A 16721-nucleotide genomic window follows, 5' to 3' on the forward strand; every position below is an offset into this window, starting at 1 on the left:
ATTTGACCCAATTCCAAGTTAAATGGTATGATTTACATAAATTGACGAAAACTAGAGGGAGATTTTCCTAATGACAAACATACATATCATTCATGAAAATGATGACTGGACCAATCATTTAATTAATAGATTGGAAGAATTAAACCTTCCATATAAAAACTGGCATTTAGCTGAAGGCTTAGTCGATTTGACAGATACTCCGCCAGAAGGTATTTTTTACAACCGTATGAGTGCGTCTTCCCATACACGCGGCCACCGTTATGCACCTGAACTTGCTAGCGGAGTAATCAACTGGCTCGAACGTCATAACCTAAAAGTATTTAATGGCTCAAAAGCTTTAGGAATGGAAATCAGCAAAATTAATCAATACACTGCTCTTCAGGCTGCGGATATCAAAACTCCTGCCACGATTGCTGCTGTCGGTCGGGAGAATATCATAACTGCCGCTAAAAGGCTTGGAATGACTCCTTTTATCACTAAACATAACAGGGCTGGAAAAGGTCTTGGCGTGCAGCTGTTTCAATCTATAGAGGCCCTGGAGGAGTACGTAAACAGCCCTCTTTTTGAAGAGCCGGTAGATGGGATCACACTTATACAGCAATATATCCTCTCCCCTGATTCTTCAATAACACGCTGTGAATTTATTGGAGGAAAATTTCTCTATGCTGTTCGTGTTGATACATCAAAAGGTTTTGAATTATGTCCTGCCGATGCCTGCCAAATAGATGATTTATTCTGCCCAGTTGGAGAACAAGAGGAAATATCGCCACAATTTAAAATTATTAAGGATTTTAATGATCCTATTATTTCAAAATACGAAGAATTCCTTACCTCATCAAGTATTGACATTGCCGGAATTGAGTTTATCCGTGATCAGGATGGAACGATTTACACATATGATATCAATACAAATACAAACTATAATTCCGATGCCGAAGCTGAGGCCGGCCTATACGGAATGCTGGAGCTCGCAAAATTTTTGGGATCTGAATTAAATAAAGTAAATAGGTCTTAACCTATCACAAATATAGGTAAATCCTTTATACACTATAAAGAAACTGCCCCTCCTAATTCTTGCATTTAGAGGGGCAGTTTCTTTATGGCTGCTTGACTATATCCTTATCAATACCCATCACTAATTTCTTAGTTATGCAGCTATAGAGACCAGATGCGCTATGATTTTATAATGAGTAGGTTTTAAGTAACACGGAGGTTTAAAGCTGAAAATTGAAGATTTATTTTTATTTCATTTACTGGATCTTTAGAGAAAGGCTAATCATTCCATAGAGATTACCTAGTACAGGTCCATGGAATTTGTTAATTCCTAGAACACCCCTTATAATAATTTGATAATGCGCTGAGAAGGAGACTAAATCATGATTGAATTTTACAGCTGGCCCTTATTAAAAAATTATTTAATAACAGAATACGATTTTCAGGAGCACGGACTTGAAGAAGCATTCAGTACATTCGAAAGAAAGGTAATTTTAAAGCATGGATTAACAACCAGTGCTCAGCCTGCCACTTTTCCTTTTAATTGGTTAACAGAGGATGGAGTGGATGTGACACTTAACTTTGCCTTTATCTTTGATGAAGAGGAAGAAGAAAAAAAGTATGCGATTGTTATGTATTGATACATATACGTGAGGATTACGCCCAGATAATTATTTATAATACTCTGGATGTAATCCTTCATTAATTAAAGAATATTGATACTTAACATTCTTCTTTCCGAACACTCACCAAATTAACAAATTCCCTTACTGCCAATAGAATTATTCTCATCAATCGTTTTCAACCTGTTTAGCCACTTCACCATGCATCCATCCTCAAAGCTTAGCAGAGCCCCCTCGCTGAATCGCTCCGCTCGAATGGCACCCATAATAAGCGCAAGGATACATTGGGCATCTAGAGAAGCTTCATCCGCATCACGCATTGCTTCCTGATTCCATTTAAGACCATTCTTCTCCAAAATATCACTGTAACTGGTCAAATCGTATTCCGGATGGGATTCGGAAAAGTGATAGAATTCCTTAACAAATAAATTTATAAGCTTTTTATACCTGACAAATGGCATTTGAATTGGTTGCCCTCTTGATTCATCATTCTCACAATCTTTAAACCATTCACCAAAGGAGTCCGCATCACAAATTTTAGGTATATATTTTGTTAGTACTTTGAACTTACCAGGGAGATTTTCATTCTTATTAAAATGACACCAGTTATCGTAAATAGACAGCAGTTCATCATCCAAATAGGTTAATGCCTTTTCCTTCAGGGTTTCAGGTACTCCGTAATACGCTTCTGCTATAGCGCCGGTGATGGCTGCCAAAGTATCACTGTCTCCACCAATCGAAATGGCATTACGAATCGCATCTTCAAAGGAGGTTGATTCTAAAAAAGCAACAATTGCCTGCGGAACAGTCTCCTGGCATATCACATTAAACACGTATGTTTCTCTGATTTCATCAATCGAGAAATCTAACTGATAGTAATTACTACTAATCCTATTTTTAATTTCACTTTTGGTAAATCCCCGTCTTGCCATAAATATGGCTACAGCGGTAGCCTCAGCGCCCTTTATTCCCTCTTCATGATTATGGGTTGTCCTAGTAACAATATTAGATAAATCCTTTGCTTCATTCTCGGTTCTTGCTAAAAAACCTACAGGACTTATTCGCATCGCTGCCCCGTTTCCAAAACTGTTATAAGGTTCGGGATTATCACTGAAGACCCATTTCGCAAACATCCCACCAAACCCACAATTCGGATATTTACGCCCCAATTCTTGCATATATATAATCGACATACTCTCAAGCAGTGTCTCGTACTCACCGTCATAATCCCTTGCAGTGATAGAAGAGTGAATAGACCCTTCTGTCTCCATAAAAGCCTTAGCAATCGCAAGAGTCATAATGCTGTCGTCCGTTACTCGGCACTCTTCGGTAAACAACTCAAATTCCTTGCTACGATGATTATTAAATTCAAAACGAGATCCAACAACATCACCTATAATCGCACCAATCATAAATAATCCCTCTCTCTCATTACTCAACTCACTATTTCAAGGCTTAAAAAACGAAAGGAAATTTAGACAGACAACTGTAACAACCTTTAAGTCATTAGCATTACCTTGGTAATAAAAAATCAAATTTCTAATGTTCCAGCTTCTCTTACTGAGGTTTCATTGTTCACGAAAACAAATATAGTTCGCAAAAGAGCTATTCAAATTTTTAAATATATCTACACTTCAGTAACCACTCACAGTATAAAATTAATTATATATACGTCTCCACCATTATTTTAATATAACATCACGTGGTTCATATACCTATAAATCAAAAATCAGATTTTTAATTTTACTTTTTCACACGGCATATAAAAAACCCTAATCTCCGCTCAGAGATTAGGGTACTTTCATTCGAATTAAAACTGTTTCAATCTGTGTCATTCACTCAACCTAGAGTATACTATATGTGTGTACACATGATCCTGTTGGTTTTAATGACATATGCTCGCTATTTTTTATTCGTCTTCAACTAATCTTTAGACTAGCGTCTAAGTACGCATTATAGCGCCATTAGGCTTTGGTATATCTTGTTCCATGATCTGATTCATTTTACAAAAATGATTAAAGAATTGCTGCGCAAGTTCTCGTTCATTCGGGTCACTTTTCAACGAAATGATAGCAAGTAAAATTTGAGCCATCCATAAATTATCGAAATAACGGTATTTACCTGTATTCCATGTCATTTTTTCTGGATTTTTCTCATTCACATAATATTCCCAGAAAGCCAACTGATCTGATTCCTCTTCTGTAAGTTGGATTCTGTATTTTGAATGAGCAGGAATAATTCCATCTTCACACATCTTTCCGACAAAATTTTCATGCACCATATAGACACCTAAGATACGTCTGTCTTTTTCAGACATATTGGGATCGACTGCAGTTAACAGGACAGCGCTATTTTGATGTAAACGGACTGGCTTGTTCGGATTTCCTTTGTTTTTACCGCTTTTTATTACACCCGAAAAAACCTTCCACTCTGAAAGAGAACTATTCTGTTCTTCTGTGTCACACCAAAAAACCATTTGTGATTCAGGATGTAGCTTATGATGCTTCATAAGTTTTTCGTGTTCTACGCGAAGTTCCTGTTTTTTTCGTTGTAGTTTTTTTTCTTCTTCCTTTTTCCATTCTTCCTCTTTTAGTTCGTCTTCCTTTTTTTGTATAATTTCTTCGAGTGACTTAGCATCACTTTTATCATGTAGTTTTAGATGCTCTCCAAAAACATCAGGGTAAACAAACATTTTATTTTCCGATTCGAAATTTATTTCAATTTTAGACTCATTATGCCCAACTATACTACCCGTTCCAAAACGTTTGTGTGTAACTTTCTTATTGATTAGATTCATTATTAAAGTCCTCCTTGTATATAAAAACTCGTTTACTAATAAAGTGAAACTTTGCTCGGTGAAGGTTTTCTTTCATCCCCTCCCGAGCATTCGTTGAACCAATCGGGTTCTTACCGACGCTTATCTCCGCCTCCGCCTTAACCGTGATTGCTTCTGCTTACGTTTGAAGGCGGAGTCTTAGCACCAGTTTGAACAGGATAAATAGTTTATTGAAAATTTTATTCAACTAACTTACTTTAAAGCTTAAAAACATCTGAATTTTCCTTCGTTTTATAAAAGTATATAAAAAAAAACGTATGCAAATTCTATCTGTAAAGAAAAGTCCAGCGGAATTTGAAATACGATAAAAAACAACTGTAAAACTATTATACCATTTTTTTGATATTTTTACAAATTAATTATTGACAAAACATTTTGTGTTGATGTAAAATGAAATTTTATTCCACGCACTTACGTATAATGACCATAAATTTAAGGTGCATAAAAAGGCGCAAAACTCTAAGGAAATCCGCTTAAATCACCACGGATTACCTGTGATAAACATGGTGAATATGATATACAACAAGTTGATTCCTTTCCTGGAAAATTAACCGATGAATGAATCCGTGCCACGAACCATATATGCGGACATAAAAAAGACCCTGATTTTCACAAAGATTATATGAACGAAATTAGGGTTTTGATTAAAATCTAGATGTTATAACTTCTCAATGGATTAAATGATATTGAGACTCATTAATCAAAGATTATTTACTAAAACAATTGTGACAAACCATTAATGAGTGAATAACCTCCCATTATCGCCATACCAATAACGATAACTACACCAAAAACAGTAAGCCATAAAGGCTGTTTATAGTCTCCTACTATTTTCTTCTTATAGGCTGCTATTAGCATAACACCAAGAGCCACAGGAAGAATCAAACCATTTAATGCCCCCACCAGCACGAGAATCTGTACAGGCTGGCCAATTGTCGCGAACACTGCCGTTGAAATAACGATAAAAGCTATGACAAACCATTTTTGATAACGATCAACAAAACTACTAAAGGTTTTGATAAAGGAAACAGACGTATATGCTGCACCAATAACAGAAGTAATGGCAGCAGCCCACATTATGACCCCAAACATTTTATATCCAACATTCCCTGCTGCTTGCTTAAAGACAGAGGCTGCCGGATTACCGGCATCCAAAACAAAACCCTGTGAAACCACTCCCAATACTGCTAAAAACAAAAATATTCGCATGATGGATGCAATGCCAATGGCACTAACCGCACTCTTAGTAACTTGAGGTAAATTATGTTTTCCCGTAAGCCCGGCATCAATTAATCTGTGCCCGCCCGCAAAAGTTATATAACCACCGACCGTTCCTCCAACCAATGTGACAATCGCCAGCAGATTAATCTCATCAGGCCACACTGTATGTACAAGAGCTTTAGCATAGGGAGGGTTAGCTGTGAACATTACATAAACAGTAAGAAAAATCATAATAAAGCCCATAATTTGTACAAACCGATCCATTACTTTACCAGCTTCACGAACTAAGAATATTCCTACAGCAACTAATCCACTTAAAAGCGCACCCCATTTTGCATCGACCCCAGTGATTACATTGATACCGAGTCCTGCCCCCGCAATATTCCCAATATTAAATGCTAATCCTCCTAATACAATTAAAGCAGCTAAAAAATAACCTAATCCCGGTAGTAATTCATTCGCTATATCCTGCGCCCTCTTTTCTGATACAGCTATAATTCTCCAAATATTTACCTGTGCCCCAATATCTATAATAATGGATATCAAAATAACAAAGCCCATACTCGCCAATAGCTGTTCAGTAAATACAGACGTTTGTGTTAAAAATCCTGGGCCGATCGCTGATGTGGCCATTAAAAAGGCAGCCCCTACTAAAATACTCAAATGCGATTCTTTCTTTTTCATACAACTCCCCCATCCTGCTTTAAATCATTAGTTAGAATATCAACCAGCTGTATTCAAATGTCTTCCAAAGAGATTTTTTATATCAATTCATTTATGAAACGATCTATTTTTTGAATTTCGATACCTTCTCTTTTTAATGTTTCTGAGATTTGCTTTGCAAATTCCAGCGCGTTTTCTCCATCTCCGTGAATACAGACTGTATCTGCTTTTATCTCTATCTCCTCACCCTTAACGGAAGTAATCCTCTGCTCTTTCACCATACGAACAACTTGATGGATGGCATTTGCTGAATCCTTAATTAATGCATTTGCATCCGTTCTTGAGGTTAATGTTCCATCCGCCTGATATGTGCGGTCTGAAAAAACCTCACTGGCAGCACGTAAACCAATACGTTTGGCTGCCTTCACCAATTCTCCACCGGATAATCCAAATAAAATCAATTCAGGATCCACATCATATACTGCTTCTGAAATCGCTTCGGACAGAGCAATATCCTTTGCCGCCATATTAAATAAAGCTCCATGTGGTTTTACATGCTGTAGCTTTCCTCCCTCTGCCTTTGTAAACGCATATAATGCACCGATTTGATAGATTACCAGATCATAGGCTTCTTCAGGACTAACCCTCATTTCCCTGCGTCCAAAACCTATTAAATCCTGAAACCCCGGATGTGCTCCTATTCCAACTCCCTTTAAAAGCGCTAACCGTACTGTTTTCTTCATTGTTGATGGATCGCCTGCATGAAAACCACAGGCGATATTAGCTGAAGATACATAATTTAGTATCTCTTCATCTCGCCCCAATCGATAATGTCCAAAGCTTTCTCCCATATCGCAATTAATGTCAATCTTATACATATTGTTTCCCCTTAATAAATTTCATCCCAATTCCCCTTTTTAAAATTTTTAGTTGTTTTTCTTGATTAAGATAAAGCTGCTGCGCCTCATCCAATGTGACAAATTCAAATTGCAAAGAATCACCTGGCTTGGCCTGGGCAACAACTGGCAAATCAACCGAAATAACTTCTGCTATTTTTGGATAACCGCCGATCGTCTGACTATCAGCCATCAATATAATTGGTTTCCCATTTGCAGGAACCTGTATCGTTCCGAAAGTGACCGCTTCTGAAACAATCTCTTTCCGCTTAAAAAGTTCAAGCGAGACTCCATCAAGACGATAACCCATTCTATCTGACTGAGAAGAAATTTTATACGATTGCTTAGTAAAGGCATCTATACTCCTTTTTGTAAATTCTTCAAAATGTCTGCCTTTTAAAACCCTTACCTTTTTAAGGCCTTCTGGCTCTATATGCAACAGGTCCGAAGCAAACCAATTCGTGCTCATTACATCCCTCTCTTGTTTAAAAGGAACAACCTCTAAGTGATCGCCTTTTTGCAGAGGTCTCCCTTTGAATCCTCCTATTTGTGCACGTAGATAGGTGGAATAGCTCCCCATCACCTTTGGAATCTTTATACCGCCGCGTATTGCTAAATAAGCACGGCAACCTGTCTTAGGCTGGCCGAATGTCAGAACATCCCCTTTTTGAATATGAATAGGACTTGCCATTTGCATTGGCCTGCCATTTAAAGAAGGGGATAAGTTTCCTCCACACAAAGAAATGATCGTGTTCTCTAAAAATCGTATAGTTGGACCAGAGAGGGTCATTTCAATTGTCGGTTCATTTTCATGATTCTGGACCAATAGATTTGCCATTCTATGAGATAATGGATCCATTGCTCCGCCTGTGATAATCCCATATTTTTTAAACCCGTACCTTCCTAAATCCTGAATGGAGGTTAACAAACCCGATTTTTCAATGATCAACATTTCCATTCCCCTCCAGACTGAGATACTCCTCATAGCTAATTGGTTTAAATTGAACCCGGTCCCCAGCTTTCAATAGAGTGGGTGATGAATCAGTTGGATTAAATAATTTTAGTGGAGTTCTGCCTATCAACTGCCAACCTCCAGGTGTTTCAATTGGATAAATTCCTGTTTGCTCACCAGCAATCCCTACCGTTCCCGGGGGAATATTTTGTCTTGGAGATTTTCTTCTTGGTACTGAGATTTCCTTAGACATCCCTCCTATATAAGGGAATCCAGGTGCAAATCCAAGCATGTATATAAGATAATCACCATTTGAATGAATCTCAATAACTTCCTGTTCAGTTAAATGATTATATTCAGCCACATATACTAGATCCGGACCCAAATCTCCGCCATAGCAAATTGGAATTTCCACTCTTCTTTGTTCACCTTTAATTGATGGTCGAGAACGGTCTAGCAATCTTTTTATCTCACGAGTGATTATTTCATAGGGAAGCTGACTTTCCTGAAATTCTCGATTAACATATTCAGGAGAATAAAATAAGGTAAGTGTTGTATATGCGGGAACCAACTCAATCAGCCACTCAGGTTTCTCACTTTCTAATAGATTGCTTATCTGTCGTACCGAATTATAGGTTACTTCATCTATCTCTTTGCCAAATTCAATTAAAATTGCTCGATCTCCAAGTGGATGTAACGAATAATTCATCTAGCATCCCTCACCTTCTATACCATTCAAGAGAAATATGTAATGTTTTGTAGAAATAAGACCAATCTCCAGATATTCCATTATTATACTTTAATTATTTAAATTATTGAAATATTTTAAATAATTAATGTCCGTAGGAGGAGATTCTATCTCTTATTACAATGACTGATTTGTTAATTCTTATGGAGAATACTAATGCTCCCTGAAATAAAGGAAAAAGCAAAAAAAACAGAGTACTATTCTCTCTGTCTTCAGTCTTAAAATTAATAAGATTATGATATTGTTAATTGTCCTTTAATCGAAAGAACTACTGCCATTGATTTATTTTGTGTTTAAGTCTTCTATGTACTAATCAATTAGTTTTAAATTAAATCATTCGTCCCTTTCTTATATCCCGCATTATTTTCCTATTGTCTGCATAATCAATCGTTTTATCTCAATTCATCTTCTATCCAGTATTCAGCGCAATTCTTGCTGCGATTCATAAATCCATACACGATAAGCTCTCTTCGAATTGTTGCAAAATCACCGTAAATTGTTTTCAACACTTCGTTAATTTCTATTTCTGAATATATTCTCCCCTGTTCAAAACGTTCACTTATATTTTGTAAAATGATCAGCTTTCTTTTCTCCTTACTCGGAAACGTTTCTAATTGACCCTCCAACCCTTCTTTAAAATAGGCTGACAAGACCTTTTTCTTTTCCTCTTCTGTTGTTACATAGCGTATATTCACCATGTTCCCCCTTTAAATACTCCCCATCCTTTTTTCTATATATTAATAAGGACAAATAGCTGATTATATTTTGCGGGTTTCAAGTACTTGTGGTGTATCCTTCTTCTAACTTTTAGATGAATCACTCACCTACTTAATTTCTTTTAATTTACTAATAATGCTATCTGCAATAACTTGCCATGTATCATGATCTGCCGTAAATTTATTTACAAATTCTTTGAACATCTCAAGTTGCTTTTCTTTAAAATCAGGGGCATCTGCACTTGGTAACTGTGCTTTCAACTCATCAAAGCTTTGTTGAATTTTAGCAGCGCGTGGTCCCCAAACGGCTAATTCATTTCCTTTTTCATCGATGAAAATAAAAATCGGAATCGATCGGGCTGTTCCATTGGTTAAATACTGATCCATTAACTCTAAATTGCTGTCACGCAGGATAAAACGAACGTCGATATTTGTTGCTTCTGCAATACGCAGTAAGATCGGGATATTTACCATTGCATCCCCGCACCAATCTTCCGTCAACACAATAACCTTAATCCCAGTGGTCGGTATAGTTAAAAGCGCCTCTTTATTTTCCTCAGAAAGATGGAAGGATTCATACACCTTTTGAAGATTTTCTTTATGCGTTTTCATACCATCGATATACTGTTCCGTTGTTAAACCTTTTTCAAACCATTGTTGTAATTCCACCCTAAAACCCTCCAGTTATCATTATAAAAACTAATCAACCAATACATTTCTCTATCTTAAGAAAGTTGCCAATGATAAAAAATTCTACCAATCTTTTATTTCATCATAAAATGAATTCCAATAATATTTTTTCTATTTCTTAATTTTAAATATTTTATTTGGGTTCATAAGATTGTCTGGATCTAGTACCCGTTTAATCTTTTCCATCACCAGCAGTGCTTCTCCATGTTCTTTCTCTTGGTATTTCTGTTTCCCTATGCCGACCCCATGTTCTCCTGTGCAAGTTCCTCCTCGTTCAAGTGCATACATTACAATCAATTCATTATATTGATCTGCTCTTTTTAATTCATCAGGATCATTCATATCTATCATTAAAAGAACATGAAAATTGCCATCACCGACATGCCCAACAACACCGCCTGTAAGCATTAACAAATCAAGTGATTCTCTTGCATGAGCAATAGCACCAGCTAACTCGGAAAGCGGTAAACACACATCGGTTATCATGAGTTTTTTTCCTGGATGTCCATGAATATAGGAGTAAGCTAGATTATGGCGAGCTTCCCATAGCTGATTTCGAGCTGCATTATCGGTCTCAAATACAATATCTTCACAATTGTGAACCTCTACTATCTCTTTCATAAATTCAACATCTTGCTTTAAGCCAGCCTCATTACCCTCAAACTCTAAAAATAAAGTAGGTTGTTCCTTATAGACTGTTTTATTATGCAAGTTTACTTGTTTCATAGAAGGTTCATCTACAAGCTCAACTCTCGCAATTGGAATACCCGCTTGTAAAATACTCAAGACTGCTTCGACAGCATCATTAACAGTCTTGAATGAAGCCCGTGCTGCCATAATATTTTCAGGAATACCGTAGACTCTTAATGTCAATTCAGTAAAACATCCAAGTGTACCTTCCGATCCTACAAATAAACCATTTAAATGATAGCCAGAAGAAGACTTTTCTGCTAAATTACCTGTATGAATCAGCGTGCCATCCGCAAGAACAACCTCTAAATCCCGAACTTGGTCACGCATAATTCCATATTTAACAGATGTTGTTCCACTGGCATTTGTAGCCGCCATCCCACCAAGTGTTGCATCTGCCCCCGGATCTACGGAAAAAAATAATCCGTATTTTTTCAACTCTTTATTCAATTGAGAACGCGTCACCCCTGGTTGAACTTTCACAAGAAAGTCCTTCTCCCTGACTTCCAATATTTTATCCATAAGAGAAAAATCAATCATGATTCCATGGTCATAAGGAATAACATGCCCTTCCAAGCTTGTTCCCCTTCCAAATGGCACAATCGGTACTTTATATTGATTCGCTATAGTCATTATCTTTCTCACTTCTTCTGTGTTTGTCGGAAACACTACTATATCAGGCAGACTGGCACGATGATACGATTCATCTATGCTGTGTTGTTCTAAAATAGTTAGATTGGTTGTTACTCGGCTTTCTTGAATAATATTTCGTAGAGCAATCAACAATTCTTCAGTGGTATTAATCAATTTATTCGCCCCTTATTCTTATTTACCGTGATATTTGTTAATGGTATATTGGTCTTTTCAATTATTAAAATATTTTCTACCAACTCCAACCTCTACCATTATATCAAATATTTAGAAAATACCAGCGATTCACATTCCCTTATATTGGTTCTAAATTAAGCTTTAGGGGGTAAAAAAGCAGATCATACAGCTCCGATATAACAGTCCAATAAAAAGTCATTATAATAAGAATTGAGTTTTTCACTTAACTTATAGGGGATAAATAACAAAGTGCTAGATGTAGATTGTGGTGAAGGTAATTTAGTTAGATTAGCATTATCTTAATTCTGGGAGACGAAATATCTCAGTTTCATAAAAAAGCAGGGAACTATGTCCCCTGCTAGGCTTTTTTGCGTGATACATTCCATACGGCGAGAGCGAAAAATAAAATGGTGACTCCTACGAGAACAAAAATATGCGTGCTGGCTTGGGCAGTATAGTCGCCATATGTAAGCATAACACCCAGCTCTTCTTTAAACCCATCTACTGCAGTACTTGGTGCACCGTCGAATGATATTTTTAAGGGCTCTTCCATAAATACCTGACGAAATAAGACACCTGCATGGGTTACCGGAAAAATTTTCACAATCATTTGAACAGCATCAGGAAGATTGCCAATTGGAATGTAAATGCCGGTAAGAAACCCGATTAATGTCCCGATGACAGTACTGCCGGTTGCAAATGCATTAACACTTGAAAAGAAGCTAACTAAGAAAAACACCATTGCGCTTGAGGCTAGAACCGATAAGAAAATCAACACAATGATTTTTAACATACTTATGAGGGGCAAAAGCTCCCCACCGTTTGCGACAATATATATCTCCGCTAAGACAAAAGTGACCATACACATGATGAGGCCGACCATAAATGAACTGATTATATAACCACCAGCTATTTGATACCTTTTTAATGGCGAGGCATAGAAATCTTTCATATTGCCATTTGCCCGATCCTCTACCATTGTGCCAAAAGCGCCCATGGTCGTCGTGACTGAGGTAACGGCAAGTAGACCGCCCATAATCCAGCTATCCATTAAATATCGAGCTTCCTTAATTTCGGTCATGTCCCCTGCAATGGTATCTCCAAGAAAGAGAACATATAATCCAATGATAATGAAGACGGCCAATAAGGAGAAGAAGACCGCGCTTTTATCTCGAAAAAATAGTTTTAGATTACGCTTTGCTAAATTAAACATCAGCACGTATTTCCTTTCCTGTGATTTCGATGAACACATCATCCATTGTCCCATGTAACACTTCAAAATTTGCAATCAAGGGCTCTGCCAATTTCAGAATCGAGAGGGCCTCTTTTGTATTCGCTATTTTAATGGACATCAGTTGATGCTCGTTTTTGTACTTGATTCCATTGGCTTGAAAAAGCTCATCGAGAGCGGCATGGTCAGTCGGTTCAATTTTCAGCATATCTGAGCTATATGTATTTCGCAGTTCATAAGGAGTTCCCTTTGCCACAATCTCACCATCATCAATGATTATGATATAGTCGGCAGAGGCCGCTTCCTCCATATAATGTGTCGTCAGGAATACAGTCAGTCCCTGATCTACTTGCAGGTTCGTAATTGTCTCCCAAACACTTCTTCTTGTTTGGGGGTCAAGACCGGTAGTCGGCTCATCCAGGAAAAGAACCTTCGGTGTGTTCACAAGAGCTCTTGCTATATCAGCACGGCGCCTTTGCCCTCCTGATAATTTTCCATAAGGGCGATCAATAAAGTCCATGACATCAGCTGCAAGCGCTGCTCGTTCCACTCTGGATTTAAGCTCTGATTTTGGAATCTGATAGAATTTAGCTCTTGTTAGGAGATTTTCCCGTACAGTCAGGAGAGGATCGAGCAGGCTTTCCTGGAAGACTACCCCGATTGATTCACGGATTTTAGAATCATTTTTAGCAATCTGATAGCCATTAATGATGATTTCTCCTTCATCTGGCTTTAAGAGCGTACATAACATATCAATTGTCGTGCTTTTGCCTGCGCCATTAGGACCGAGGAAGGCAAACAGCTTTCCTTTCTCTACATAAAAATCAATATCATTTACCGCCGTAATGTCACCATAGGTTTTGGTAAGGTGGCTTACCTCAATGATTTTTTCCATATAAACACCTCAATTCATATAAATAGTCAGATTAGAATGTTTTTTTGTTGGAGAGTTTTAAAAATGCAGTCAATTTTACTATTTTAATTATATTATAGCTTGGATTGAAGCAATTTGGCGATGGAATATATGCGATGAAATGAACATTCTAACCTGAATAAAACATATATAGACTGAATTTACAGACTGAGGAAAAATGAATCGGGATATTAACACGATAATAAGAATGCTCCGCATTTTTCATATGTATTAAAAAGCCCGCACTGCTGTATTAAATAAACCGATTAATTTTGTAAAACCACTCTATAATTATGTAAAAAGGTACATGAAATAACGCGTAATTTCTTTAAATAACGAGAACAGCCACTTCCTTCCTGGAGGTGGTGGTTTATCACTCAGAATAAATTATGCAATAGCAACATCCTTACAAAGGCAGTCTTATTTTTTTACTGTGGTGATAGATTAAGACTAATATCAGAGAGCAACAAAAAAATTGTTTAATATAATCTGGATGTGTAACCCTCCTTTAATTGGATTTCAATGTCTTCAGCTCTTTTTTTCAGTTGGCTGGCATGTGCTGCAAGAATCTTTGCAGCTGAAGGTAGAGAGCCTTTATCTGGCCAAGTTGTCGGATTCCATAATTCTGATCTAATAAATGCCTTTGCACAATGAATAAAGCATTCCTCTACCTTAACCCCAATACCGATGTTTGGTGTCTTTCCATTAACACCTAAACACTCAAGCAAGTCTGGATCTTTTACTACGTACCCTTTTCCATTTACTCGGAGGGTTTCACCCAAGCCTGGAATAATAAACAACAAGCCTACTCCAGGGTTCATTAAAAGATTGTATAAGGTGTCCATTCTTTTATTGCCTCTCCGTTCCGGAATTATCAAATGATTTTCATCCAATATTCGAACAAATCCAGCTCGGTCTCCCCTAGGTGAAACATCTAAATGCCCGTTCCCGTCTGTTGTACCAATAAACACAAACGGGGATTTGCTTATGAAATGCACACAATGATCATCCAATCGGTTAATCACTTTATTTTGTACTAGTTTACTTGGTTCTCCTATAAGGGCACGCAGTTCATTTGCCTCCGTTATAATCTGGTCGAACATTCAATCCCCCCCTTTTTTATTTAATCAAATAGGTTTCAACCAACTCCTGATTCAAATAGCGGGCCATACCTGTTTTCAATGGGGAAAATCCGCTTTTTTTATAAATTTCTTCGTTTCCGACTGTCGAAATTAAGTGAATACAGGATACTGATTTCAATTGCGTTAATAGAGGATTAATGATTTCCTTAGCTATTCCATTACCCTGTTCGTCTTTATGGACTACGAGATCATAAAATAATTGCTCCATTAAATACACCATCTGATAGCGCTCTACCAAAACCAATTAGTCGATCTTCTTTAAAAGCAATGGCAACATGCGTACTTACTGCGAAAACTTGTTCAATCACATCAATAGTATGCTTATTCCAGCCGACAGATTGATAGACTTGTTGCATAGACTCTGCATATATTGAGTTATAATTTACTTTAAAATGCCTATCACTCCGCATCTGTTCCTATAATAATCACTATGATTCTATATCCATTCCAAGATACAGTTAATTATGCCACTGATTGTTATCTTTTTTCAGCAATTCCTCTATTTAAAGCTTTCCGGTTCGAGCAAATAGCTTCTGCCACCGTAACAAAATACTGCTCAGAATGCGGTACAAACTGGTCTTTACTGATTATTTCGTTAAACCAAGTTTTACCTCCGCTAGAATCCTGCTTATAGCCTTCAATCTCCAAATAATCTGAATCTCCCTTATAAAAAGTAATAAAATCATATAATCGAGCTTTTGCCAGATACTTCTTCTGGCTGCAGGATAAAAGTCTTCATAGGTTCTGTCATTTCATAAAGAAAAACATGGCTTAATTCATGGTCTTTGATTTTCTCTGTTTCAATTACATTAGGAATTATACCAAGGCTGTCTAGTTGATTATAGGTAACATTTAATCCAAGTTCCTCATTAACTTCTCTTACACCAGCAGCCACTGTTTCATTTGAAAGAATATGTCCCGCTGCAGTTATATCGTAAACATTAGCAAAATCTTTTTTTAAATGACTTCTGAGTTGAAGATACACATATTCTTCATGATTTTCTTTCCCAATCACATAACATTGAAAGGTTTGATGCCAATACGCTTTGTTATGAACTTCTTCGCGTGTTGCTACCCCAATCGCGCATCCTGATTCATCAAAAATAGTTAGCATTTCTGTTTCCATACACATACACACTACTTCCCATAAATTTACTTTCACCTTTATTATATACCTAGTTTTTCTATGTAGTCTAGATGGAAAAGGAAGTATTTTCATAATAATCAATTAGCTATTCCTTTGATTATCTGTTTAATAAAACCAAAATAGGGAAAAGTGCTATATATCATTAATTAAGGAGTTGGTTTGATGGAACCATTATATACAGCAACTGTCACATCCACTGGCGGCCGAGAAGGACATGTAAAATCTGAAGACGGGATTATAGATTTAGATGTGAGGCAACCAAAAGCATTGGGAGGCAGCGGAGAACAAGCTGCAAACCCTGAATTACTGTTTGCAGCAGGATATGCTGCCTGTTATGACAGTGCATTAAATCTCGTATTACGTAAGGATCGAAAAAAAGTTGATACAACAGTTACGTCTAATGTTACGATCGGTAAGGATGAAGAAGATGAC

General features: G+C 37.1%; 19 protein-coding genes. 3 read left to right on the top strand and 16 right to left on the bottom strand.

The genetic code is table 11. From position 1 onward, the window contains the following. Positions 1-70 precede the first annotated feature (70 nt). Both AC4D4B_RS17940 and AC4D4B_RS17945 read left to right on the top strand, forming a co-directional pair. Complete coding sequence (locus AC4D4B_RS17940) at positions 71-1015, top strand: ATP-grasp domain-containing protein (protein ID WP_491000676.1); 945 nt, start codon at positions 71-73, stop codon at positions 1013-1015. A gap of 361 nt (positions 1016-1376) precedes the next feature. Further along, entirely contained in the window at positions 1377-1634 is a 258-nt protein-coding gene (locus tag AC4D4B_RS17945; RefSeq protein WP_139891156.1) for a hypothetical protein, read from the top strand. A 113-nt stretch (positions 1635-1747) separates the two neighbouring features. On the opposite strand, the gene AC4D4B_RS17950 is transcribed toward AC4D4B_RS17945, so the two are convergent. From AC4D4B_RS17950 to AC4D4B_RS18025, 16 genes are all read right to left on the bottom strand, one after another. Further along, a complete protein-coding gene (locus AC4D4B_RS17950) occupies positions 1748-3028 on the bottom strand; it encodes an ADP-ribosylglycohydrolase family protein (RefSeq protein WP_491000677.1) in 1281 nt (426 codons plus the stop codon). 530 nt (positions 3029-3558) lie between these two features. Beyond that, a complete protein-coding gene (locus tag AC4D4B_RS17955) occupies positions 3559-4413 on the bottom strand; it encodes a malate synthase (RefSeq protein ID WP_490995699.1) in 855 nt (284 codons plus the stop codon). 753 nt (positions 4414-5166) lie between these two features. Beyond that, positions 5167-6357, bottom strand: coding sequence for an NRAMP family divalent metal transporter (locus AC4D4B_RS17960; protein ID WP_491000678.1), 1191 nt, complete (start codon positions 6355-6357; stop codon positions 5167-5169). A gap of 77 nt (positions 6358-6434) precedes the next feature. Next, a complete protein-coding gene (locus AC4D4B_RS17965; protein WP_491000679.1) occupies positions 6435-7214 on the bottom strand; it encodes a LamB/YcsF family protein in 780 nt (259 codons plus the stop codon). Next, the gene (locus tag AC4D4B_RS17970; RefSeq protein ID WP_491000680.1) at positions 7207-8184 is read right to left on the bottom strand and encodes a 5-oxoprolinase subunit C family protein; all 978 of its coding nucleotides are present in this window, start codon (positions 8182-8184) and stop codon (positions 7207-7209) included. The genes AC4D4B_RS17965 and AC4D4B_RS17970 overlap by 8 nt, the downstream gene beginning before the upstream one ends. Beyond that, the gene (pxpB, locus tag AC4D4B_RS17975) at positions 8171-8893 is read right to left on the bottom strand and encodes a 5-oxoprolinase subunit PxpB (RefSeq protein WP_491000681.1); all 723 of its coding nucleotides are present in this window, start codon (positions 8891-8893) and stop codon (positions 8171-8173) included. The genes AC4D4B_RS17970 and pxpB overlap by 14 nt, the downstream gene beginning before the upstream one ends. 431 nt (positions 8894-9324) lie before the next feature. Next, the gene (locus tag AC4D4B_RS17980; protein ID WP_490995704.1) at positions 9325-9627 is read right to left on the bottom strand and encodes a DUF2087 domain-containing protein; all 303 of its coding nucleotides are present in this window, start codon (positions 9625-9627) and stop codon (positions 9325-9327) included. Between the two features lie 129 nt (positions 9628-9756). Next, positions 9757-10317 carry a thioredoxin family protein gene (locus AC4D4B_RS17985; protein ID WP_490995705.1) on the bottom strand — a complete coding sequence of 187 codons (561 nt, stop codon included), beginning with the start codon at positions 10315-10317 and terminating at the stop codon, positions 9757-9759. 132 nt (positions 10318-10449) lie between these two features. Beyond that, positions 10450-11835: an FAD-binding oxidoreductase gene (locus AC4D4B_RS17990; protein WP_491000682.1), complete on the bottom strand. Its 1386-nt coding sequence runs from the start codon at positions 11833-11835 to the stop codon at positions 10450-10452. Between the two features lie 379 nt (positions 11836-12214). After that, positions 12215-13069, bottom strand: a complete 855-nt coding sequence (locus tag AC4D4B_RS17995) for an ABC transporter permease (RefSeq protein WP_490995707.1) — start codon at positions 13067-13069, stop codon at positions 12215-12217. Beyond that, the gene (locus tag AC4D4B_RS18000; protein ID WP_491000683.1) at positions 13062-13982 is read right to left on the bottom strand and encodes an ABC transporter ATP-binding protein; all 921 of its coding nucleotides are present in this window, start codon (positions 13980-13982) and stop codon (positions 13062-13064) included. The genes AC4D4B_RS17995 and AC4D4B_RS18000 overlap by 8 nt, the downstream gene beginning before the upstream one ends. A gap of 497 nt (positions 13983-14479) precedes the next feature. Beyond that, positions 14480-15103, bottom strand: coding sequence for a pyridoxamine 5'-phosphate oxidase family protein (locus tag AC4D4B_RS18005; RefSeq protein ID WP_491000684.1), 624 nt, complete (start codon positions 15101-15103; stop codon positions 14480-14482). A gap of 16 nt (positions 15104-15119) precedes the next feature. After that, on the bottom strand, positions 15120-15350 hold the full coding sequence (locus tag AC4D4B_RS18010) for a GNAT family N-acetyltransferase (RefSeq protein WP_491000685.1): 231 nt from the start codon (positions 15348-15350) through the stop codon (positions 15120-15122). Then, positions 15331-15498 carry a hypothetical protein gene (locus AC4D4B_RS18015; RefSeq protein WP_491000686.1) on the bottom strand — a complete coding sequence of 56 codons (168 nt, stop codon included), beginning with the start codon at positions 15496-15498 and terminating at the stop codon, positions 15331-15333. Before AC4D4B_RS18015 ends, AC4D4B_RS18010 begins: the two co-directional genes overlap by 20 nt. Positions 15499-15619: 121 nt before the next feature. Beyond that, positions 15620-15790 carry a hypothetical protein gene (locus AC4D4B_RS18020; RefSeq protein WP_491000687.1) on the bottom strand — a complete coding sequence of 57 codons (171 nt, stop codon included), beginning with the start codon at positions 15788-15790 and terminating at the stop codon, positions 15620-15622. Between the two features lie 34 nt (positions 15791-15824). Then, positions 15825-16274, bottom strand: a complete 450-nt coding sequence (locus AC4D4B_RS18025; protein ID WP_491000688.1) for an NUDIX hydrolase — start codon at positions 16272-16274, stop codon at positions 15825-15827. A gap of 177 nt (positions 16275-16451) precedes the next feature. On the opposite strand from AC4D4B_RS18025, the gene AC4D4B_RS18030 reads away from it, so the two are divergent. Beyond that, positions 16452-16721, top strand: a 270-nt coding sequence (locus AC4D4B_RS18030) for an Ohr family peroxiredoxin (protein WP_491000689.1), incomplete at its 3' end; no start/stop codon positions are given.

Source organism: Pradoshia sp. Z6_59 (assembly GCF_058267515.1).

What these genes read in the sequence shown, in the direction of transcription:
- AC4D4B_RS18000 (WP_491000683.1), bottom strand. Translation starts at nt 13,982, where the DNA reads ATGGAAAAAATCATTGAGGTAAGCCACCTTACCAAAACCTATGGTGAC.
- pxpB (WP_491000681.1), bottom strand. Translation starts at nt 8,893, where the DNA reads ATGAATTATTCGTTACATCCACTTGGAGATCGAGCAATTTTAATTGAA.
- AC4D4B_RS17950 (WP_491000677.1), bottom strand. Translation starts at nt 3,028, where the DNA reads ATGATTGGTGCGATTATAGGTGATGTTGTTGGATCTCGTTTTGAATTT.
- AC4D4B_RS17970 (WP_491000680.1), bottom strand. Translation starts at nt 8,184, where the DNA reads ATGTTGATCATTGAAAAATCGGGTTTGTTAACCTCCATTCAGGATTTA.
- AC4D4B_RS17965 (WP_491000679.1), bottom strand. Translation starts at nt 7,214, where the DNA reads ATGTATAAGATTGACATTAATTGCGATATGGGAGAAAGCTTTGGACAT.
- AC4D4B_RS18010 (WP_491000685.1), bottom strand. Translation starts at nt 15,350, where the DNA reads ATGGAGCAATTATTTTATGATCTCGTAGTCCATAAAGACGAACAGGGT.
- AC4D4B_RS17960 (WP_491000678.1), bottom strand. Translation starts at nt 6,357, where the DNA reads ATGAAAAAGAAAGAATCGCATTTGAGTATTTTAGTAGGGGCTGCCTTT.
- AC4D4B_RS17940 (WP_491000676.1), top strand. Translation starts at nt 71, where the DNA reads ATGACAAACATACATATCATTCATGAAAATGATGACTGGACCAATCAT.
- AC4D4B_RS17955 (WP_490995699.1), bottom strand. Translation starts at nt 4,413, where the DNA reads ATGAATCTAATCAATAAGAAAGTTACACACAAACGTTTTGGAACGGGT.
- AC4D4B_RS17945 (WP_139891156.1), top strand. Translation starts at nt 1,377, where the DNA reads ATGATTGAATTTTACAGCTGGCCCTTATTAAAAAATTATTTAATAACA.
- AC4D4B_RS18015 (WP_491000686.1), bottom strand. Translation starts at nt 15,498, where the DNA reads ATGCAACAAGTCTATCAATCTGTCGGCTGGAATAAGCATACTATTGAT.
- AC4D4B_RS17995 (WP_490995707.1), bottom strand. Translation starts at nt 13,069, where the DNA reads ATGTTTAATTTAGCAAAGCGTAATCTAAAACTATTTTTTCGAGATAAA.
- AC4D4B_RS18025 (WP_491000688.1), bottom strand. Translation starts at nt 16,274, where the DNA reads ATGTGTATGGAAACAGAAATGCTAACTATTTTTGATGAATCAGGATGC.
- AC4D4B_RS18005 (WP_491000684.1), bottom strand. Translation starts at nt 15,103, where the DNA reads ATGTTCGACCAGATTATAACGGAGGCAAATGAACTGCGTGCCCTTATA.